The sequence below is a fragment of the Bacillus sp. FSL W8-0770 genome, assembly GCF_038008705.1.
GTDB lineage: Bacteria > Bacillota > Bacilli > Bacillales > Bacillaceae_G > Bacillus_A > Bacillus_A cereus.
Map to the genome: position 1 here is coordinate 2,377,013 of NZ_JBBOZR010000001.1, position 21,187 is coordinate 2,398,199.

Genomic DNA, 21,187 nt, shown 5'->3' on the forward strand with positions numbered 1-21,187 from the left:
CTAAATCAGCGTGTTTCTTTGTCTCTTCTTCTAAGACCTAATAATCCTGCTAGTCCTAATAAACCAAGCCAAGCCCAATTATTATTTCTATCACGATTATCATTTAAATCATTTGTTGTATTTACATTTCGAGTTCTTACATCATTATTAACTCTGTCTAAATTATTGTCATTTACTCGAGTTGAAATATCAGTGTTATTCACTCTATTCATATTATTTCCATCGTATTCAGCTTGCGCAGATGTACCTAAAAACATAATAGAGAGTGCTAAAACACTTAAAATAGATGATAATTTCTTTTTCATAACAATTCCCTCCTTTCTTAATCATTAATTTCTCCGGAGCATCTGTGTATTATTCATTTCACAATATCTAAACCAGTATAATAGGGCGCACATTTATTGAAAATAGAGTTGAATGATTGTTAATATATTATTGGATATATATTTCTCATAAAAATAAATGAATCAAACTTTGCTTAAAATGTTAATCTTAGTACAATTTATAGTATACGGACTAGCACTAAGGAGGTAATGAGATGCGACAATTTGCAAAACCTACAATCGTCGTAAGTAAATGTTTAGAATTTGATGCTTGTCGATATAATGGAGAGATGATTCCAGATGTAACAATACGAAATTTGCAGCCATTTGTTACATTTATACCTGTTTGTCCAGAAGTGGAGATTGGATTGGGAACTCCTCGTGAAACGATACGAATTGTAGAAGAAAATGGTGAGAACAGACTTGTGCAACCGTCGACACGAGAAGATGTAACTGAAAAAATGGAGCAGTTTTCAAATGACTTTTTACAAACGATATCGGATGTGGATGGTTTTATTTTAAAGAATCGTTCACCAAGTTGTGGTACGCGTGATGTGAAAATTTATTCTGGTTTTGAAAAAGCGCCAGCAAAGGGAAAAGGATCGGGCTTATTTGGCGGAGCAGTAGTAAAAAAATTTTCGCATCTTCCTATTGAAGAGGAAGGCAGATTGTCGAATTTTATTATTAGAGAGCATTTCTTTACAAGACTATTTACAATCGCATATTACAAAATGATTAAACATAATAAAAATATGAAAGACCTTGTATCGTTTCAGTCGGACAATAAATATTTATTTATGGCATATAATCAAGTGAAACAAAAGGAATTAGGGCGTATAATTGCAAATCACAAAAATGAAAAGATTGAAGTTGTATTTGAAAACTATGAGAAGACTTTATATGAATTATTTATGCGCACCCCCCGCTATACATCGAATGTAAATGTATGCGAGCACATTTTTGGATACTTTAAAACAAAGCTAAAAAAACAAGAAAAAGATCATTTTATAGAACTGTTACAAAAGTATGCAGAAAAGAAAATACCACTTAGTAGTTTACTTACAATTTTAAAATCATGGGCCATTCGATTTGATGAAAAGTATTTATTAAGACAAACGTATTTCGAACCATACCCTGAAGCATTAGTAGAAATTTCTGATTCGGGAAAAGGTAGAGATTATTAAACAATAAATTACATAATTCGACACAAAATATCCTATGTTGTTGTAGAACAATGTAGGAATTTTTTTGTGCATTAGTACAGAATCTGTTTTAAAATTAAGTTATGACAGAATTATAGCAATTGTCTAACTAATATTCTTGTCTTTTAAGTTGTTATGTTTGTAGTAGAAACTCGCACGCTGTCGAAACTCAATATTCGATAAGGGGTGTGTAGCGGAATGGAATTTACTCTAACTCGCGAAAAACAAATGATTAAAGAAATGGTACGTGACTTTGCTGAAAAGGAAATCGCACCGAAAGCTGTATATTATGACAAAACTGCAGAGTTTCCATATGAAACATTTCAAAAAATGGGCGAACTAGGATTATTAGGCATCCCATTCCCAGAAGAGTATGGAGGTTCAGGTGGCGATACTGTATCGTATGCGTTAGCAGTTGAAGAAATTGGTCGCGCTTGTGGTGGCACTGGTTTAAGCTATGCTGCAACAATTTCATTAGGTGCTTCTCCAATTTATTATTTCGGTACAGAAGAACAAAAACAAAAGTATTTAGTTCCAATGGCGTCAGGTAAAACATTAGGTGCCTTCGGATTAACGGAGCCGAATGCTGGATCAGATGCAGGTGGTACTCAAACGAAAGCGGTACTAGATGGCGATGAGTATGTAATCAGTGGTGAGAAGTGTTGGATTACAAACGCAGAGTATGCAAATACCATTATTGTAACCGCTGTCAACGGTGTTGAAGAGAATGGTAGAAAACGCATTTCAGCATTTATCGTACCTACTACTAGTGAAGGATTAACGATTTCTAGTCCTTACGATAAAATGGGCGTTCGCGCTTCTAATACTTGTGAAATCGTACTTGATGGTGTTCGTGTACCGAAAGAAAATATTCTTGGTGATGTAAATAAAGGTTTTAAACAATTTTTATATACACTTGATGGAGGACGTATTTCAATCGCAGCATTGGCAGTTGGTATTGCGCAATCAGCCTTTGAACGTGCATTGCAATATGCGAAAGAACGTCAACAATTTGGAAAGTCAATCTCTAATTTCCAAGCGATTCAATTTAAATTAGCTGATATGGCGACTGAAGTAGAGCTAGCACGCAATTTAGTACATAAAGCAGCTTGGTTAAAAGATAACGATAAACCTTTCGGTAAAGAAGCGGCAATGGCAAAACTATTTGCATCGGAAGCGGCAAGCCGTATTGCGAATCAAGCAGTACAGATTCATGGTGGATATGGCTATATGCGTGAATATGAAGTTGAACGACATATTCGTGATGCGAAACTATTAGAAATTGGTGAAGGAACTTCTGAAATTCAACGTCTCGTAATTGCTAGACATTTAGGATGTAGATAAAAGGGAGGAATCACTATGTTTCAAAAAATATTAATTGCGAATCGCGGGGAAATCGCTGTTCGTATTATGAAAACTTGTCAAAAACTTGGCATTCGCACTGTTGCTATTTATTCTGAAGCAGATGAAAATGCCCTTCATGTGAAAATGGCAAATGAAGCTTACTTAGTAGGTGGACCGCGTGTTCAAGAAAGTTATTTAAACCTTGAAAAAATTATTGAAATAGCTAAGAAGACAAATGCAGAAGCGATTCATCCGGGTTATGGTTTATTATCAGAGAATCCGTCTTTTCCGGTTCGCTGCAAAGAAGAAGGAATCGTATTTATCGGTCCTTCAGAAGAAATCATTACGAAGATGGGAAGTAAAATCGAATCACGTATCGCAATGCAAGCAGCAGATGTCCCAGTAGTCCCAGGTATTACTACAAATATTGAAACTGCTGAAGAAGCAATTGAAATTGCAAAACAAATTGGTTATCCATTAATGCTTAAGGCATCCGCAGGCGGCGGAGGCATTGGTATGCAGTTGATGGAAACTGAGCAAACGCTCACCAAAGCGTTCGAAAGTAATAAAACAAGAGCGCAAAACTTCTTTGGTAACGGAGAAATGTATTTAGAGCGATATATAGCAGACGCGCATCATATTGAAATTCAGCTTTTAGCAGATACACATGGTAACACAGTGTATTTATGGGAGCGTGAATGTTCGGTACAGCGCCGAAATCAAAAAGTAATCGAAGAAGCACCTTCACCATTTTTAGATGAAGGTACACGAAAGGCGATGGGAGAAGTTGCTGTACAAGCTGCCAAAGCACTTGGTTATACAAATGCAGGTACAGTTGAGTTTCTTGTAGATGATCAGAAGAACTTCTATTTCTTAGAGATGAATACGAGATTACAAGTAGAGCATCCAGTGACAGAAGAAATTACGGGATTAGACCTTGTAGAACAACAACTTCTGATTGCAAGTGGAGAGAAACTATCATTTACTCAGGATGATGTAAAACGTAGTGGTCATGCCATTGAAGCTCGTATTTATGCAGAGGATCCGAAAACATTCTTCCCGTCACCTGGGAAAATTACAGATTTAACATTACCGTCAAATGTACGGATTGATCACTTCTTAGAAAATCATGTAACGATTACACCTTTCTATGATCCAATGATTGCGAAAGTCATTGCACATGGCGAGACTCGTGAAGAAGCAATTTCAAAATTACATGATGCTCTAGAGGAATTAAAAGTAGAAGGTATTAAAACGAACACACCAATGCTACTGCAAGTTTTGGAAGACGAAGTGTTCAAAGAGGGTATTTATACAACAGGCTTTGTAACGAAACAACTCGTTAAAAAATAAGATTTAACAATATTAAGGGGGAAAAAATGATGACGAAAGTATACGCATCGATGGCAGGAAACGTTTGGAAGATTGTTGTAGGAGTAGGAGATACAGTAGAGGAAGAGCAGGATGTCGTCATTTTGGAATCTATGAAAATGGAAATTCCAATCATTTCAGAAGAAGCTGGCACAGTTATGAAAATTAATGTGCAAGAAGGCGATTTTGTAAATGAAGGAGATGTATTATTAGAAATTGAATAGGGAGATATAGGGGGAAGCGAATTGAAACTACCTAATTTTGCTGTCATTAAAGAAGTCGGGCCACGTGATGGCTTACAAAATGAAAAAAAGATTGTTGGCACAAAAGATAAAGTAAAATGGATTCAACTACTTACAGAAGCAGGATTGTCGTATGTTGAAGTTTCCTCATTCGTTCACCCAAAATGGGTCCCTGCATTAGCGGATGCAAATGATGTATTTTCTGAGCTGAAAAGGGATCCAAATGTTACATATGCTGCGCTTGTTCCGAATCAAAATGGTTTGGAACGAGCTTTTTTGCAAAATGTAGATGAGGTGAATGTTTTTTTATCAGCAAGTGAATCTCATAATAAAAGTAATATTAATAAATCGATTAAAGAAGCATTAGTTGTAATTGAAGATATAACAAAACAGGCATTATTCGAAGGGAAAAAGGTAAGAGGCTATGTTTCTACTGTATTTGGATGTCCTTATGAAGGGGATATAAGTGTCGCAGCAGTTGACGAATTATGTAATCAACTATTTTCATACGGCATTTATGAAGTTTCTCTTGGGGATACAATCGGTGTAGCGAATCCATTACAAGTAGAACAAGTATTAGAACATCTATTAAAGAAGTATGATGCTTCGCAGTTTGCCATGCATTTTCATAATACGTATGGAATGGCTCTAGCGAATGTAGTTAAATCATTAGAATACGGTATTACAACGTTTGATAGTTCTTGTGGTGGACTCGGGGGCTGCCCTTATGCACCAGGAGCATCAGGTAATGTTGCCACTGATGACCTAGTACATATGCTCCATAAATTAGGAGTCCAAACGAATATAGACGAAGAAAAGTTATTGAGAGCTAGTCAATTTATTCAAAGTAAGTTGAATATCCAATTACCGAGTCATGTGTATAGAGCGCTTCAACATAAAACGATAAGTAGGTGAGAAGATGCTACAATTACAAAACATTTCAGTTGATTATGTAACACCTCACGTAGTAAAGATTTCGTTAAATCGTGCAAGACAAGCAAACTCATTATCTTTGGCATTATTAGATGAAATACAAACGATATTAACTCAAATAAGTGAAGATTCAAACGCACGTGTAGTTATTTTGACTGGTGCTGGTGAAAAAGCATTTTGTGCTGGTGCAGATTTAAAAGAGCGTGCCGGTATGAATGAAGAACAAGTTCGCCATGCTGTTAGTATGATTCGCACTACTATGGAGATGGTTGAACAATTACCACAGCCAGTTATTGCTGCTATAAATGGAATTGCACTTGGTGGTGGTACGGAATTAAGTTTAGCTTGTGATTTTAGAATTGCTGCTGAATCTGCAAGTCTTGGTCTTACTGAAACGACACTTGCAATTATACCAGGAGCAGGTGGTACACAGCGCTTACCGAGATTAATTGGTGTTGGTAGAGCGAAAGAATTAATTTATACAGGTAGACGTATTTCAGCGCAAGAAGCAAAAGAATACGGTTTAGTAGAATTTGTTGTACCAGCTAATTTACTTGAAGAGAAAGCGATTGAAATAGCAGAGAAAATTGCTAGTAATGGACCTATTGCTGTTCGATTAGCAAAAGAGGCAATTTCAAATGGTATTCAAGTTGATTTACATACCGGATTACAAATGGAAAAACAAGCGTATGAAGGTGTAATCCATACGAAAGATCGAATAGAAGGATTACAGGCATTCAAAGAAAAACGCAAACCGATGTATAAGGGGGAGTAAATATGTTAGACCAAAAACAACAATCTAATTCATTTGAAGAACGAGTTGAAACAATTAAACAAGGCGGGGCACCGAAATATCATGAGCAAAATAAAGCAAAAGGAAAATTATTTGTTCGAGATCGTTTAGCGCTTCTATTTGATAATGGCGAATATGTAGAAGATGCATTATTTGCTAACTGTGAACAAACAGGCTTACCTGCGGATGGCGTTGTAACGGCAACGGGTAAAATACATGGTCGTACTGCGTGTGTAATGGCCAATGATTCTACTGTAAAAGCTGGATCATGGGGATCACGCACAGTTGAAAAGATTTTACGTATTCAAGAAACAGCTGAAAAACTACGTGTTCCGTTATTTTATTTAGTCGACTCTGCTGGAGCACGTATTACAGATCAAGTAGAAATGTTCCCAGGGCGCCGCGGTGCAGGAAGAATCTTCTATAATCAAGTGAAGTTATCAGGTAAAGTTCCTCAAGTATGCTTGTTATTTGGACCTTCTGCAGCTGGTGGTGCGTATATTCCAGCCTTTTGTGACGTTGTAATGATGGTAGAAGGAAATGCATCTATGTATTTAGGATCTCCTCGTATGGCTGAGATGGTTATCGGTGAGAAGGTAACTTTAGAAGAGATGGGCGGAGCTCGTATGCATTGCTCTGTATCAGGATGCGGAGATGTTTTATGTAAGACAGAAGAAGATGCGATTAAACAAGCAAGACAATACATTTCATATTTTCCAAATAACTACTTAGAAAAGACTCCATTGGTTACACCTCAAGAACCGAAACAATTCGATAAAACGTTAGAACAAATCATTCCAGAAAATCAAAATGCTCCTTTCAATATGAAAGATCTCATTAATAGAGTTATTGATGAAGGTTCATTCTATGAAGTAAAAAAATTATTTGCTCAAGAGCTAATTACAGGCTTAGCACGTATTGATGGTAAGCCAGTTGGTATTATTGCAAATCAGCCGCGTATGAAGGGCGGCGTATTATTCCATGATTCAGCTGATAAAGCTGCTAAGTTTATTAATTTATGCGACGCATATCATATTCCATTATTATTCCTTGCGGATGTACCAGGATTTATGATCGGTACAAAAGTAGAGCGTGCTGGTATTATTCGCCACGGTGCAAAAATGATTTCTGCAATGAGTGAAGCGACTGTACCGAAGATTTCTATCGTTGTTCGTAAAGCATATGGCGCTGGTTTATATGCGATGGCAGGTCCAGCATTTGAACCAGATTGCTGTCTGGCATTACCGACAGCTTCTATTGCGGTAATGGGTCCAGAAGCTGCGGTTAATGCTGTATATGCAAATAAAATTGCAGCTTTACCAGAAGAAGAGCGTGCTAGCTTCATTGCTGAAAAACGTGAAGAGTATAAGAAAGATATTGATATATACCACTTAGCATCAGAGATGGTGATTGATGGTATTGTTCATCCAAACAATTTACGTGAAGAGTTAAAAGGACGTTTCGAAATGTATATGAGTAAATATCAAGTATTCACAGATCGTAAACATCCTGTATATCCAGTTTAAAAGCCCTATTTAGGGCTTTCTTGCTCAAAAAGTTAAGGAGGGGAAAACATTGAAACAAGCAGTTTGGTTTCCAACAGAAGAGTACAAGGAAAAAACACGTTTATATGGTTGGATGAAATCATTGGGATATGAAGACTATGAAATTTTTTATAATAAATCTATTGAGGAAACAGCTTGGTTTTGGGGAGAGGCAGAAAAAGCAGTAGGCTATCAATGGATGAAACCTTATACAGAAGTGTTAGATTTAGAAAATGGTACACCGTTTGCACAGTGGTATAATGGCGGAACATGTAACGTTGTAGAATCAGCTTTATCCCGCTGGCTTGCGGATGAAGAGACGAGAATACAGCCAGCACTTCAGTACGAAGGGGAAAATGGAACTTCAAAATCATTTACATATGAAGAGCTTGACAACTGGGTAAGCCGTGTTGCAAATGGTTTGAAACACGCGGGTATTGAGAAAGGTGACCGTGTAACAATTTATATGCCGATGATTCCAGAAACAGTTGTTGCGATGCTAGCTGTAATGAAAATCGGAGCAATTATTTCACCAATATTCTCAGGCTTTGCGTCTGATGCAGTTATGACACGTGTGCAAGCGGCAGGTTCAAAAATGATTATTACCGCAGATGGATTTTCACGTCGCGGTAAAATTGTTTCTTTAAAAGATGAAGTAGATAAAGCTTGTGAACATTGCCCAACTGTTGAAAAAGTTGTTATCGTTCGTCATGCAGGAAATGATTTTACACCACATAACTATGACTTTTCGTGGAGTACGCTAGAAAAAGAAAAACCATTCATACATGCAGAGGAAATGCAAAGTGATGATCCATTGATGCTCATTTATACATCAGGAACGACTGGTAAGCCGAAAGGAACAGTACACACGCATGCAGGATTTCCTTTGAAAGCAGCTTTTGATGCAGGATTTGGAATGAATATTAAACAAGGTGATCGTGTATTATGGGTAACTGATATGGGCTGGATGATGGGGCCGTTTCTATTATTCGGTTCACTCATTAATGGAGCAACGATGGTTATGTACGAAGGTGTTCCAGACTTCCCAGAAGCAGACCGGTTATGGGAGACAGTTGATAAATATGAGATTACTCATCTAGGTATTTCGCCAACGTTAATCCGAGCATTAATGGCAAAAGGTGATGAGTATGTCAATAAACATTCTTTAAAGAGTTTGGAAGTATTCGCATCAACAGGAGAACCTTGGAATCCTGATCCATGGATGTGGCTGTTTGAAACAGTTGGAAAAGGAAATGTTCCAATCTGTAACTACTCAGGTGGAACTGAAATCTCTGGTGGGATTTTCGGTAATGTTCTTATTAAGCCAATCGCACCGATTAGTTTTAACGCATCTTTACCAGGAATGGCAGCTGTCGTACTGGATGATCAAGGTAAACCAATTCGAGATGAAGTCGGAGAATTATGCTTAGAGAAACCTTGGGTAGGTATGACGAAAAGCTTCTGGGAAGATGATGAACGTTACGTGAACACATATTGGTCACGTTTTGAAAATAAATGGGTCCACGGTGACTGGGTCATTTACGATGGTGAACAATATATCATCACAGGGCGTTCAGACGATACGTTAAATATTGCAGGTAAACGTATTGGACCTGCTGAATATGAATCTATTCTTGTGAAACATAACGATGTAATTGAAGCTGCTGCAATTGGTGTACCTGACGAAGTAAAAGGTGAAGTTTGTCATTGTTTTGTAGTATTAAGAGATCATGTAACATTCACAGGAGAATTAAAGAAAGAATTAATGAGTTTAGTAAACTCTCATATTGGAAAAGCGTTGTGTCCTAAAGACATCCACGTTGTAGAAGATTTACCGAAAACACGTAATTCTAAAGTAATGCGCCGTGTTATTAAAGCAGCTTACTTAGGAAAAGAATTAGGTGATTTGTCTTCACTTGTAAATCCTGAAGTAGTTCCGTTTATTCAGGGGTTACAGTCTAGTAAATTATAAAATTAGAAAGGATCTCTATATAAATAGAGATCCTTTTTTATGTTTATAAAAAGAGAAGAAGTGAAGTTGATGAAGAAGAAAAATTCTACTATTAGTGTTAAGTATGTTTTATAGTTTTAATCAAAATACGATATTATAGAATGTCTATTCAATGGGGGAATACTAATTTACAACAACAAGGTGGTGACAAAGCGTGACTGCTTATATGTCTGTTTAAACCTTTACGTGTTCATATATAAAAAGCTGACTATACTCAGTCAGCTTTTTATATATTACATTCTAGTATTTATCTCGCTATTTGTCAGGCAGTAATGCCCCCACCTAAAAATTCAGCGAAAGCAAGGAAGTAGGTGAGGGATCAACTTTCCGGAAAAGTCCGATTGGTTCCAAAAGACATATTCTTTCCGTTAAGTTGACATTAAAAATATTACCAGTTTTTTCTTTTACAATGGCAACAAATAAAGAAACATTTACAACGACACTTATTTCGTTTAGAACTCCAATCGTCATCACAATGACACTTTTCTTTAGATTTCCACCAATCATCATTACAATGCTTTTTCTGAGAACTCCAATTATCATCACAATGATGTTTTTCTTTAGATTTCCACCAATCATCATTACAATGCTTTTTCTGAGAACTCCAGCAATCATTTTTCCAGGACATTTATTTCTACCTCCTTTCAATAGTGTTCATATTATTCTATGTTTTAATAAAAAAATTGCTTGTTTATTAACCTACTATTTTATCTTTATATGATAGAGTGTCTTCTACTCGATATAGAATTCATACAAACTATGCTAATTTTTAAGAGAAAGTGGAGAGAACTACTACTAGTTATGGTATTTTTCAATAAACACTTGTTGAAGAAAATGTTCTGATTACAAATAATATCTTATTTTCGAGTACGCTTTTTAAATGTATATTTCACAATGAAAAATGGGAAATCCACAAATAAAGTCTATGTATATGTGAGTTAATGGGAAAATCTAGTGTGTTTTTAAGGGGCGTCTTATTTAAAAGAAAAAAGGTTTGTTTTAGAAAGTGGTGTCTAAACATTAAATGGAGTAGGACTAAATTCACGGCCGCTCATTAAAAAGCTTTTAATTAGGAGAAGTCTGTTTTTATAATGAATAATGAAAAGAAAGTTTGGTACAATTGTTTGTTTTTTTCTTTTTATGTGTTTGCCTCGTACCCTTTTAAGCTAGTGGACATACTTTACTAATAGAAAGGATTAGGGGGTGAGGTATTGGGTTCTCGATTTAATAATTGTAAAAAGAAGTGTACATGTAAACAAGATGATTGTTGGGAAGTATTCGAAGAGTGTAAAAAAGAACAGCATGAGAAATGTGATAATTCTTGTGTACAAGGAATTAGAGATGAACTTAAGAAATTAATTAATCGAACAGTTCAAATTAATACAGAGGGACGTACTTATGTAGGTACTGTTTCGTCTGTAAGTTGTGATGTAGTTAGGCTTGCGGCTATTCCTGGATCGGTTGGAGTAATTATTTCCATTTGCAAAATTGAAGCAATTTTCCCACCGGTTACAACGGTTACTGCTGACTTTGATTTTAATGGTATTGATGTAGCAAACAAAGCATAATTATGCTGCTTTTTTGTAAAGCCATTCACATGAATGGCTTTATTTTAATTTTATATAAAAGGAGAATATATTCTTTATATAGAAATAAGTTTGAGGTTATAAAGCATGATGTACGAAAGGAGCAAGGAAGTGATTAAACTAGAAAGCTTTAAGAAATCTGATTTTAAACAATTAATAAATTGGATTAATTCCGAAGAATTTCTAATACAATGGTCAGGAAATGCATTCACATTTCCTTTAGACGAACAGCAATTAGAGAAGTATATAGAAAGTGCAAATACACTCGCTTTCAAAGTGATAGATGAAGAGACTTCAGACGTTATTGGACATATTTCGCTTGGGCAAATAGATAATATTAATAAGTCCGCTAGAATTGGAAAAGTATTAGTTGGTAATACGAAGATGAGAGGACGTTCTATAGGAAAACATATGATGAAAGCAGTACTTCATATTGCTTTTGACGAATTAAAACTACATAGAGTAACTCTTGGTGTGTATGATTTTAATACATCGGCCATTTCATGTTACGAAAAAATAGGGTTTGTAAAAGAAGGCTTATTAAGAGAGTCAAAAAGAGTAGGAGAAACGTATTGGAATTTATGGGAAATGAGTATGTTAGAATATGAATGGAAGAAGTAGCAACGATAGTAATTTATAATTATATTATGTTAACAAAGGGGTTTGGTGGATATAGTGGATAATAAAACAAAAATAATTTCAATTGCAGCTGTTTCGGGGGGAGGTAAAACTACAATTACAGAAAGATTAAAGCATAAGTTTAAAAACTCAAAAGCTCTATATTTTGATAGTTACACATTTGATAAATCTCCTGCTGATATTTGTAAATGGATTGATGATGGGGCGAATTACGACGAGTGGGTATTAACACCATTAATTCATGATATTGAGCAACTTATACAAAATAATACCTTAGACTATATTATTGTAGATTATCCTTTTGCATACTTAAATAGTGAGATGCGAAAATTCATTGATGTAACTATATTTATTGATACGCCTTTAGATATTGCGATGGCTAGAAGGATTTTGCGAGATTTTAAGGAAGGTACAATAGATGAAATACATAATGATTTGGAACATTACATGACATATGCGAGAAAAGCTTATTTAGAGGCAATTCATACTGTTAAGCCGAATTCAGATATCATATTGGATGGTTCTTTATCTGTAAGTGAAATAATTAATCACGCTGTAGAGGAACTTGGCCGAAGAGAAGTGATTGTCAATGGTTAAATGTATAGAGGAATATATACAAGTTGCTGATTTTAAAATGTATACGAAAATATTCCAAGGAAAGAAGCAGCAGCCTGTTATTATATTGGAATCAGGTTATGGTGATTATTCGAAGGCATGGAATCAAACTGCTGAAGAACTGACGGAATATGGTACGATACTTACATACGATCGGGCTGGATTAGGCAAAAGCGGGAAGAGTTCCAAGAAACGTATTAGTTCTGAAATGGTAAAAGATTTGAGAACATGCTTAAATCTTTTACAACTGAAGCCACCTTATATTTTTGTAGGACATTCTTTTGGTGGTATAAATGCACGTTTATTTACTGATTTTTATCCTGAAGATATGTTGGGAATAGTTTTGGTTGATTCGACACCAGAAAATTATAAAGAAGCATTTTTGCCAATCATGTCTCCAGAATTTCAAGAAGCTTACTATAAACAATTTGTACATGAAAGTTCTTATGAAGAGTTTATGTTTAGTCTGGGTGAAGCAGATAAATATTGTCAGTTGACGAGAGATATTCCACTCGTCGTGTTAGCTGCTGGTAAAAAAGCTTTTTATTCGCAAGATGCACAAATAAAATGGTTACAATTGCAAGAAGAATTATTACGATTATCAAACAAAAATAAACTAATAATTGCAGAACAAAGTGGTCATTATATTCAAAAAGATGAACCACATTATATAACAGATGCTGTTAGGTGGATAATTGAAGTAAGGGAGAGATAAATGTGTACACTTTATTTCAATATAATTGGCAAGTAAGAGATAATTGGTTTAAGTGGTGTGAACAACTTTCAGAGGAAGATTTACTTTGCAAACTGGGGGTATGTTAGAAACATTATTTCATATTGTAGATGTAGAGTATAGTTGGATTAGTGCTCTTCAAGGAGAAGAAGATAGAAAACCGCAATTTAAAGATTATCAATCGATTCAAAAAGTGAAAGCGTTATTTGATTTATATAAACGAGAACTTGAAGTTTTTTTGCAGTCATGATCATCTAGCATAGAATGCTAGCACACTTAAAATAAGCCGTATAAAAAGTTAATCATTGTGTGCTTTGATTATATAACGTCGGCGAAATAAATAGTGTGAGGGACAGCTATCTTAACAAGTGTTTCATGTAACGTTCATATACTTTAATTTTTTATAATTAATCAAATTTGAATTTTGTTTGTTGTTAAGAAAAGGTGAGAAGAAAATAAAAAAAGAGGGCTAATGCCCTCTTTTTCTTTTAATTTGGTAATTAATCACAGATTGGTATCCCGAGCACTCTTAGAGCTAATGCTACTTGAAGGGAAATCTCTAATCTAGCAATTTCAATACCAGCTACTGAAAGAACTAAAAAAGGTTGTCCGTTTACAAATACAACGCAACTATCCATAGTTAAACCTCCTTTCTAGTAATTTACTATAGTATATGAGTAGAACTTTAAAATGTAATAGTTAAATTGTTGGATTTAATAGAATTAATAGATTAACCCATTTATACAAACAAAAGAACATAACGAAAGGAAACAGAGATGGATGTATGCCTCGAAAAACATAGGTTTTAAGACATGTAATGGGATATGAAATTCATCATATTGGTCAGCTATCTATATGGGCGAGGGAGTTAAACTTGCAATCTGTTTCAGCAAATTTGATTGGACGAGGATGATAGAATTAAAAACCGACTTGCATCTTAAGCGCAAGTCGGTTTTATATATAAGAAGATTTCTTAATTGAAATCCTCGGATTTTTTCTGACGTATATGTAAAAACATTAAGGTGGTAATGATTAAAAAAATCATTATAGTTTGTATAATTAAATTTTTAAACTGAAGCAATATTGTCCAAGATGTAAGGGCGTCTTTAAAAGCTTGGAGTGCAGAGTACGAGGAAGGATCAAAACCATACTGTAGTAACTTTTTTGTTTCAATAAATGAAATGTTTTCTTCATCTGCATCTAATATTACTGAAATTAGTCTAGTATCTCCAAGTTTTGCTGTACTAACAAAACTATAATTACCGTTAGTTGAAAAACTAGTTTGTAAGCCATCAACACCTTGAAGTTTAATGTTTTCATTAAGGGAATATATCATTTTATTCGTATTGAAAACCTGGGAATCTTTGAAGGTAAATTGGTAAGAGGTTAGTTTCGTAATATTCAATACATCTGGAAAATCTTTTACTAATTTTGCTGCTAGTTTAGCTGCGTCTATCGCTGTTGTAGTTGATTGTTTATCTGTATCATTATTAATTCCAGTAGAGTTTAGAAATGGAGATGGTTGTAATAACTTTAGTTCTTTTGCTTTTTTATTCATTAATACTGTAAAGTTATCTTCATTTCCAGCAATGTGTTCTGCTAGAGCGAGTGCAGAACGATTATTCCCTGCCAGTAGCAATGCATGAAGTAAATCACGAACCGTTGTTTTATCATTCGATGTTACTTGTATAGGGCTTGTTTCTACTCGGAAAACTTCGTTACTTATTTGTACTAAGTCATCTAACTGTATTTTTCTATCATTTAGTTGCTCCAATACGATATATTCTGTCATTAATTTAGATAAAGCAGCTGATTGTACCGGAGTTTCTTCATTTTTTTTATAAACAATTTCACCTGAATTAGCATTTATTAAAATAGCTGATTTAGCTTGAATAATCGGACCATTTACATAAAGATAAAAATATAAAACGATAAGTGCGGTAATAAAAAAAGATAATAATAAAATAGCGAATTTCTTTAAGAATTGCATAAGCGATCCTCCTATTATGACATCAATACTAGTATTGTAAAAAGGAATGCTTAATTAGGAAGAAAGAAAAGGTAAAGAATTTCTAAAGAATTATAAAGGATTATTAAATTTTGGGTATTAATGGAAAAAAGTTCAATTTCTTATATGATAAGAAATTGAACTTTTTATTTATAATATTAACATTTGTATGGGAGTAGTTTTACAGTGAATGTTGTTTTTTCATCATCACTATATACTTCAATTGTTCCTTTATGCAATTCGACTATACTTTTTGCAATAGCTAATCCAAGTCCAGATCCACCAGTGTTTGTAGAGCGAGATTTCTCAACGCGATAAAAACGCTCAAAAATATGAGGTAAATCCGTACTAGGAATAGGTTGTCCGTAATTTGTTATATCAATTGTAATCATATTATTGCTTTCATAAGCAGTAAGGTCAATATAGCGACCTTCGCTTCCATAAGCGATAGCGTTTATAATAAGATTTTCAAACACACGCACTAATTTTTCACCATCAGCTAATACCATGAGCTTTTGAGATGGGAAAGAAGGTCGACATTCTATATTTGTTTCTTGAAATTGTATACGGAATTGAACAGTTAATTGTCCAAGTAACTCTACTATGTCAATAGGAACAGAATACAAGCTTAACTCTTTATTTTGAACACGTGTATATTCGAACAAGTCATTCATTAATGCATTAAGACGAGTTACTTTATCGTAAATGACTTGAATATAGTATCGCAATTCTACTTCATCTCTATAATTATCATGATGGATTAAATTTACGTATCCAACTATAGAAGTAAGGGGAGTGCGTAAGTCATGTGATACATTTGTAATAAGTTCACTTTTTGCTTGTTCCGCTTGTCTTTCTTCATCAATGGAGACTTTTAATTGTTCAACAATTTCATTGACCCCGATTGCTAATTCTTCTAGATAATTATGATTTACAATAGAAACTTTATGATTGAAGTTTCCATTTGCAATATAACGAATTTCTTCTATCATTTTTTTAATACAAGTTTCATAGTAAAGTTTTTTCTCGTGACGATAAAAAATGTAAAGATAGGATGAAAAAATAGAAAATAAAAACAAATAAGATACAATCATCATCCATAACGATTCTTTAATCCCTTTATACTTTTCATAACCAAAAATTCGAATGAATTCTTTACCGAGTTCAGTTAGAGTAAGTGAACTCTCAATTACACTCGTAACGAGGCGATAAATAATTAATTCAGTAATAGGCGTGAGTGTGATAGCTAATAAGAGCCAAAAAATAAGTTTCCATTTAGGGATATCTTTTAATATATCAAATGCTTCATTTCTCAATTTTATAGCCAACTCCCCAAACAGTGTGAATAAATTTTTCTCCATTTATTACTGTTTCAAGTTTATCCCGTAAGTTGCTAATATGGACCATTACAGTCTTATTTGAACCGTAACCATCTTCATTCCAAACGCGTTCAAAAATTTCTTCTGAACTAAATACTCTTCCTGTATTACTTGCAAGCAAATATAAAATATCGAATTCAATAGAGGTTAGTTTAATATACTCTCCATTTACTTTAACAGTATGATTATGTTTGTGTATTTCAACAGAGCGAATACGAATAATACCATCTTCATTCTTTTGCGAAGTAGCGTTTTGGAAAGATGATCTTCGTAATAAAGCTTTCACTCTTGCTACTAATTCTAATGGATTGAATGGCTTGATCATATAATCATCGGCACCTGTCATAAGACCTAATATTTTATCCATATCTTCTGCTTTTGCACTAAGCATTAGAATTGGTACAGTATTATTTTCACGCACTTCCTGACAAACTTCTAAACCGTTTCGCTTTGGCATCATAATATCCAAAATCATAAGGTCAACTTCATATGTAGAAACCTTTTGCAATGCTTCATCGCCATCATAAGCTTTATAAATGTTATAGCCTTCATTTCGCAAATAAACAGCAAGTAATTCAACAATTTCTTTATCATCATCAATAATTAATATGTTTTTATTCATTGTGTAGTTCCTTTCCTTACAAATCATCAACATTACTATAATATCAAACATTTATGTACTTGTAGCGATGATTCTGTATAAAATTTCATGTAACGTATTAAAAAGGAGTAAAAAGATTAATATCGAATATAAAATAACAAAGATATTTAGATTCTACATTATAATGAAAGGTAGTTATAAGGGGGATTTTCTATGTTATGTAATGATATATATTCATTTACTCCAACTGGAAAAATAGAAAATGATATTAAAGCTTTTCTACTAAAATATAATAAAGAGTTTACATATAAACATTCAATTCGTGTGGCAAATGAGGCAAAAAAGATTGCAGAAAAGTTTCACGTAGATAAAGAAAAAGCAGCAATTGCAGGATATTTACATGATATTAGTGGCATTTTTCCGAACGAGGAGCGGATTGCAGTTGCTGAAGAATTTGGTGTAGAAATAGTGGAAGCAGAAAGAAAGTTTCCTATGATCATTCATCAAAAACTATCGAGAGTAATCGCAAAAGAAATATTTAAAGTAGAAGATGAAGAGATTTTAAATGCAATTTGTTGCCACACAACGTTGCGTAAACATGCAACGAAGATGGATTTAGTATTATTTGTTGCAGATAAAATAGAATGGGATCAAAAAGGGACACCACCATATTTAATAGAAATAAAAAAAGGATTGGAAAAATCTTTGGAAAAAGCAGCTTTTGTATATATTTCATATTTGTGGGAAAGGAAAGATACATTGAAAGTTAGACATCCGTGGCTAGAAGAAGCATACTGGGATTTAAAAGGAATTGTACAGTAGAAAGGACAAGGAAATGCAATTAAAAGAATATATGAATCAAACATTTCCAGGAGTTACATTAGTACCCTACTTATATTCTTAGTGGGAAAATCATTTGCATTTTGATTTTGGAAAAGATAAATATCAAATTGTAGAAGGAACCGACAATTTAAATACGGAATACTTTTCTCAACTATATACATATAATAAATTCTTATTTGAAGACATATTTTCAAAAGAAGATGTAGTGTTTGTAGTGACAAATGTTTATAGATTTAAAAAGGAAAATATAAAAACTCCACAGAAAATAAATGTATACAATAAATATATTAAGAAAAGAGATTTAAGATTTCATATAAGATAAGAAACGTTACCGTTTTTATTTGAAGATGAAGAAGCAGATTTATATTGTACATATCATTTTTCTTTAAAATGCCTTGCGGAACATATTAAATATGAATCGCTTATACAAGTTGCTAATCATGAGGATTTCTTTGATTTATATCCTCGATTTGGACGAAAAAAAGAAATTTCTTATCCAAATGTATTTCTCATAAATGCAACGAAAGATATTGTCATGTTTATGTATGATGATAGAGGATGTGAAGTAATTGCGAAGAATAAAGAAATAATACGAGATTTATATAAGAAATATAAAGAATGGATTCTAGATTATGAATGAGAAAGTATAGATAACTCATTTAAATGACAATAGGGGAAGTGAAGCGTGTAATGAAACGTATTGCAATTGTCTCTGCATGGGAACCAGAACTGACGTATTTGCATCAACATTATCCAAGTGAACGTGTTGAAAAAAGAGCAGCTTGGGAATTTCATTTTCATACTATTAATGAGCTGGAAATTATATCAGTTGTTACTGGTGTCGGTAAAGTAAGCTGCGCTAGTTGTGTACAATTGTTAATTAGTGAGTTTCAGCCAGATGAGTTGTTTATGACAGGAATATGCGGAAGTTTATCAAACAAGGTGAAAAACGGTCATATTGTAGTCGCACTAAACGCAATACAACATGATGTTACTGCTGCTGGTTCAGGAGAAGATGTTTTTAATTTATATAACGGTAGAACAGCACCTATTGAAACAACAAAATCACTTGTAAGAAGAATAAAAAAAATACGATCGTATGATCCGATACATTTCGGCACATTTTTATCAGGAGATCAACGTATTCGTAGTTCAGAAATGAGATATTTACTCCATACCGTATATGGAGCATTGGCAGTTGATCAAGAAGTAGCAGCTTTCGCCTATGTATGCCAAATAAATAAAAAACCATTTCTCTGTTTAAAAGCTGCTTCAGATCAAGCAAATGATAAAACGAAAGAAGAACAAAAAATCTTTAAAATGCTAGCATGTGAAAGAGCATGTGAGCATTTAATTGCTTTTTTACGTGTTTATGAGGTTAATGTAGTAAATAATAGATAGTTTGTTATAAAACAAATCAATAGTGAGTTATATGTAGGGAAATGTCCGCTCATTTCAAATTAAGAGCTGAAATTTATAATAGATGGAATATATTATATGGGTACACGTTGAGTTTAATATAAGCAGTTGGAGGGCAATTTTATATGATTCAATATAAAAGGTGTAGTGAAGTAAATATTGATTTAGTATATGAAGCTTTTAAAGATGGATTTTCAGATTACATTATTAAGATGGAGGTTTCAAAAGAGGATTTTATACAACGTTTTTTGGGACCAGAAGGTAATTTGCTAGAACATTCTTTTCTTGCTTTAGACGGTGACAAATCAGTTGGCGTAATACTAGGTAGCATAAAGGATTATGAAAGTATAAAGACTATGCGCTGCGGAACATTAGCGGTTCATCCTAATTACCGCGGTATTGGTGTGAGTCAAAAATTATTTGAACTGCATAAAGAAGAGGCGATTCAACATGGATGTAAGCAACTTTTTCTCGAAGTCATTGTAGGAAACGACCGAGCGATTCATTTTTATAATAAGTTGGGCTATGAAAAAGTGTACGATCTTTCTTATTATAATTTAAATGATTTGACTAAAATAAAGAATAAAGTTTGTAAGGATATTGAAGTAAAACAATTAGAATTTCCAACTTTTAAAGATGAAATTCAGAAATGGTTAAACTTCCATATAAATTGGCAAAATGATATTGATTATATCGAACAAACAAATAATGTATTTTATGGTGCATATGTCGATAATGACTTAAAAGGCTCTCTATGTGTAAATGAACAAGGTAAAATTAGTTTTATTTTCGTAGACAAAGATTATAGAAATATTGGTGTTGGGATGAAATTATTACAAGTAGCAAGAGAAGAATTACATTTATCAAGTTTATCAATTGGGTTTCCTAACAATAATTTATTGGAGGGTTTTTTAAAGAAATGTGGATTTGAAAAGAATTCTTTAGCGCAATATGAAATGTATTTATTACTCTAAGAGCGGAAAGATTTATTCTTTTCGTTTTTTATTTTGCTGTTATGTTGGTAAATGCTCCGCAACTATAATTTATAATGAGAGGGATTTTGTTTATCCTTAAGTTATTTTTTAAATTGTCAATTTTATGCTAATAATTTTCTTTGTATAATATTCTAATTTTATGTAGAATAGATACGATGGGAGGGGATGAAATGAATAATGGATTAAAGTTTAAGATTTTTGAATTGCATTGTCTCGTTCAAAAGACTTATTCTGATATTAAAATAGCATGTGATATTGCTATTTATCAAGAAAACACTTCTAAATATTTAATTTCATTAGGATTTTTAAATAAATCATATATGACTTATATAGAAGCAAAAAGATTCTATCGCGAAAATGAAGAGCTTGTAAGTGTAGAATTTGATAATTTTTTTGATATGTATGATAAATTAGAAAATGAATTAAAACAAGTTATTTCAACTGAAGATAAAAATCCTTCATCGCTACATAACAGATTTGATCAGTTTCAGCAGAAAGTTGAAAATATAAATGACCTAATAAAAGTATTGCAAAATGCTCGTTAATGAATGCTTTTTTCTTTTTTTTATAGAAATTATGTATTAAAAACACTTTAGGGATATTATA

General features: G+C 33.5%; 22 protein-coding genes and 3 pseudogenes. 19 read left to right on the top strand and 6 right to left on the bottom strand.

Going from position 1 to position 21,187, the window contains the following annotated elements:
* Positions 1–5: 5 nt before the first annotated feature.
* Complete coding sequence (locus tag NST27_RS12160; RefSeq protein WP_000728151.1) at positions 6–305, bottom strand: WGxxGxxG family protein; 300 nt, start codon at positions 303–305, stop codon at positions 6–8.
* A 233-nt stretch (positions 306–538) separates the two neighbouring features.
* Here NST27_RS12160 and NST27_RS12165 point away from each other — a divergent pair, with 233 nt between their 5' ends.
* From NST27_RS12165 to NST27_RS12200, 8 genes are all read left to right on the top strand, one after another.
* A complete protein-coding gene (locus NST27_RS12165; protein WP_001248645.1) occupies positions 539–1,507 on the top strand; it encodes a YbgA family protein in 969 nt (322 codons plus the stop codon).
* Between the two features lie 216 nt (positions 1,508–1,723).
* The gene (locus NST27_RS12170) at positions 1,724–2,869 is read left to right on the top strand and encodes an acyl-CoA dehydrogenase (protein WP_000397282.1); all 1,146 of its coding nucleotides are present in this window, start codon (positions 1,724–1,726) and stop codon (positions 2,867–2,869) included.
* A gap of 15 nt (positions 2,870–2,884) precedes the next feature.
* Positions 2,885–4,222, top strand: a complete 1,338-nt coding sequence (locus tag NST27_RS12175) for an acetyl-CoA carboxylase biotin carboxylase subunit (protein ID WP_000486742.1) — start codon at positions 2,885–2,887, stop codon at positions 4,220–4,222.
* A 26-nt stretch (positions 4,223–4,248) separates the two neighbouring features.
* Positions 4,249–4,464, top strand: coding sequence for an acetyl-CoA carboxylase biotin carboxyl carrier protein subunit (locus tag NST27_RS12180; protein WP_001987345.1), 216 nt, complete (start codon positions 4,249–4,251; stop codon positions 4,462–4,464).
* A gap of 21 nt (positions 4,465–4,485) precedes the next feature.
* Positions 4,486–5,397, top strand: coding sequence for a hydroxymethylglutaryl-CoA lyase (gene mvaB / locus NST27_RS12185; RefSeq protein ID WP_000775433.1), 912 nt, complete (start codon positions 4,486–4,488; stop codon positions 5,395–5,397).
* Positions 5,398–5,401: 4 nt separating this feature from the next.
* Positions 5,402–6,190, top strand: coding sequence for an enoyl-CoA hydratase (locus tag NST27_RS12190; RefSeq protein WP_000939791.1), 789 nt, complete (start codon positions 5,402–5,404; stop codon positions 6,188–6,190).
* Between the two features lie 2 nt (positions 6,191–6,192).
* Positions 6,193–7,734, top strand: coding sequence for an acyl-CoA carboxylase subunit beta (locus NST27_RS12195; protein ID WP_000886742.1), 1,542 nt, complete (start codon positions 6,193–6,195; stop codon positions 7,732–7,734).
* 49 nt (positions 7,735–7,783) lie between these two features.
* Positions 7,784–9,724 (top strand): AMP-binding protein, encoded by a 1,941-nt coding sequence (locus tag NST27_RS12200; RefSeq protein WP_000806459.1) that lies wholly within the window; start codon positions 7,784–7,786, stop codon positions 9,722–9,724.
* Between the two features lie 321 nt (positions 9,725–10,045).
* On the opposite strand, the gene NST27_RS12205 is transcribed toward NST27_RS12200, so the two are convergent.
* On the bottom strand, positions 10,046–10,378 hold the full coding sequence (locus NST27_RS12205) for a hypothetical protein (protein ID WP_047386147.1): 333 nt from the start codon (positions 10,376–10,378) through the stop codon (positions 10,046–10,048).
* A 596-nt stretch (positions 10,379–10,974) separates the two neighbouring features.
* Here NST27_RS12205 and NST27_RS12210 point away from each other — a divergent pair.
* The 5 genes and pseudogenes from NST27_RS12210 to NST27_RS12230 all read left to right on the top strand — a co-directional run.
* The gene (locus NST27_RS12210; RefSeq protein ID WP_000535577.1) at positions 10,975–11,331 is read left to right on the top strand and encodes a hypothetical protein; all 357 of its coding nucleotides are present in this window, start codon (positions 10,975–10,977) and stop codon (positions 11,329–11,331) included.
* 105 nt (positions 11,332–11,436) lie between these two features.
* Entirely contained in the window at positions 11,437–11,970 is a 534-nt protein-coding gene (locus NST27_RS12215) for a GNAT family N-acetyltransferase (protein WP_033689663.1), read from the top strand.
* Between the two features lie 54 nt (positions 11,971–12,024).
* Positions 12,025–12,585 (top strand): AAA family ATPase, encoded by a 561-nt coding sequence (locus NST27_RS12220; protein WP_002061416.1) that lies wholly within the window; start codon positions 12,025–12,027, stop codon positions 12,583–12,585.
* On the top strand, positions 12,578–13,318 hold the full coding sequence (locus tag NST27_RS12225) for an alpha/beta fold hydrolase (RefSeq protein ID WP_000237652.1): 741 nt from the start codon (positions 12,578–12,580) through the stop codon (positions 13,316–13,318). The genes NST27_RS12220 and NST27_RS12225 overlap by 8 nt, the downstream gene beginning before the upstream one ends.
* A gap of 2 nt (positions 13,319–13,320) precedes the next feature.
* Positions 13,321–13,580, top strand: a pseudogene (locus NST27_RS12230) (DinB family protein); the annotation flags it as partial.
* Positions 13,581–13,836: 256 nt separating this feature from the next.
* Here NST27_RS12230 and NST27_RS12235 read toward each other — a convergent pair.
* Positions 13,837–13,974 carry a DUF3956 domain-containing protein gene (locus NST27_RS12235; protein WP_000376554.1) on the bottom strand — a complete coding sequence of 46 codons (138 nt, stop codon included), beginning with the start codon at positions 13,972–13,974 and terminating at the stop codon, positions 13,837–13,839.
* A 164-nt stretch (positions 13,975–14,138) separates the two neighbouring features.
* Here NST27_RS12235 and NST27_RS12240 point away from each other — a divergent pair.
* A pseudogene (locus NST27_RS12240) lies at positions 14,139–14,249 on the top strand (DinB family protein); the annotation flags it as partial.
* A 60-nt stretch (positions 14,250–14,309) separates the two neighbouring features.
* Here the strand turns inward: NST27_RS12240 and NST27_RS12245 are convergent.
* From NST27_RS12245 to NST27_RS12255, 3 genes are all read right to left on the bottom strand, one after another.
* Complete coding sequence (locus NST27_RS12245; RefSeq protein ID WP_001160052.1) at positions 14,310–15,326, bottom strand: D-alanyl-D-alanine carboxypeptidase family protein; 1,017 nt, start codon at positions 15,324–15,326, stop codon at positions 14,310–14,312.
* Between the two features lie 176 nt (positions 15,327–15,502).
* On the bottom strand, positions 15,503–16,660 hold the full coding sequence (locus tag NST27_RS12250) for a sensor histidine kinase (RefSeq protein ID WP_001243311.1): 1,158 nt from the start codon (positions 16,658–16,660) through the stop codon (positions 15,503–15,505).
* The gene (locus NST27_RS12255) at positions 16,650–17,345 is read right to left on the bottom strand and encodes a response regulator transcription factor (protein WP_001038807.1); all 696 of its coding nucleotides are present in this window, start codon (positions 17,343–17,345) and stop codon (positions 16,650–16,652) included. The genes NST27_RS12250 and NST27_RS12255 overlap by 11 nt, the downstream gene beginning before the upstream one ends.
* A gap of 192 nt (positions 17,346–17,537) precedes the next feature.
* Here NST27_RS12255 and yqeK point away from each other — a divergent pair, with 192 nt between their 5' ends.
* The 5 genes and pseudogenes from yqeK to NST27_RS12280 all read left to right on the top strand — a co-directional run bounded on the left by yqeK (position 17,538) and on the right by NST27_RS12280 (position 21,126).
* Positions 17,538–18,146, top strand: coding sequence for a bis(5'-nucleosyl)-tetraphosphatase (symmetrical) YqeK (gene yqeK / locus NST27_RS12260; RefSeq protein ID WP_000882445.1), 609 nt, complete (start codon positions 17,538–17,540; stop codon positions 18,144–18,146).
* Between the two features lie 13 nt (positions 18,147–18,159).
* A pseudogene (locus NST27_RS12265) lies at positions 18,160–18,807 on the top strand (DUF3885 domain-containing protein).
* Between the two features lie 23 nt (positions 18,808–18,830).
* Complete coding sequence (gene mtnN / locus NST27_RS12270) at positions 18,831–19,568, top strand: 5'-methylthioadenosine/S-adenosylhomocysteine nucleosidase (RefSeq protein WP_001987381.1); 738 nt, start codon at positions 18,831–18,833, stop codon at positions 19,566–19,568.
* Between the two features lie 143 nt (positions 19,569–19,711).
* The gene (locus NST27_RS12275) at positions 19,712–20,560 is read left to right on the top strand and encodes a GNAT family N-acetyltransferase (RefSeq protein WP_047386149.1); all 849 of its coding nucleotides are present in this window, start codon (positions 19,712–19,714) and stop codon (positions 20,558–20,560) included.
* 191 nt (positions 20,561–20,751) lie between these two features.
* A complete protein-coding gene (locus NST27_RS12280) occupies positions 20,752–21,126 on the top strand; it encodes a hypothetical protein (RefSeq protein ID WP_001059023.1) in 375 nt (124 codons plus the stop codon).
* The last annotated feature ends 61 nt before the right edge of the window (positions 21,127–21,187 follow it).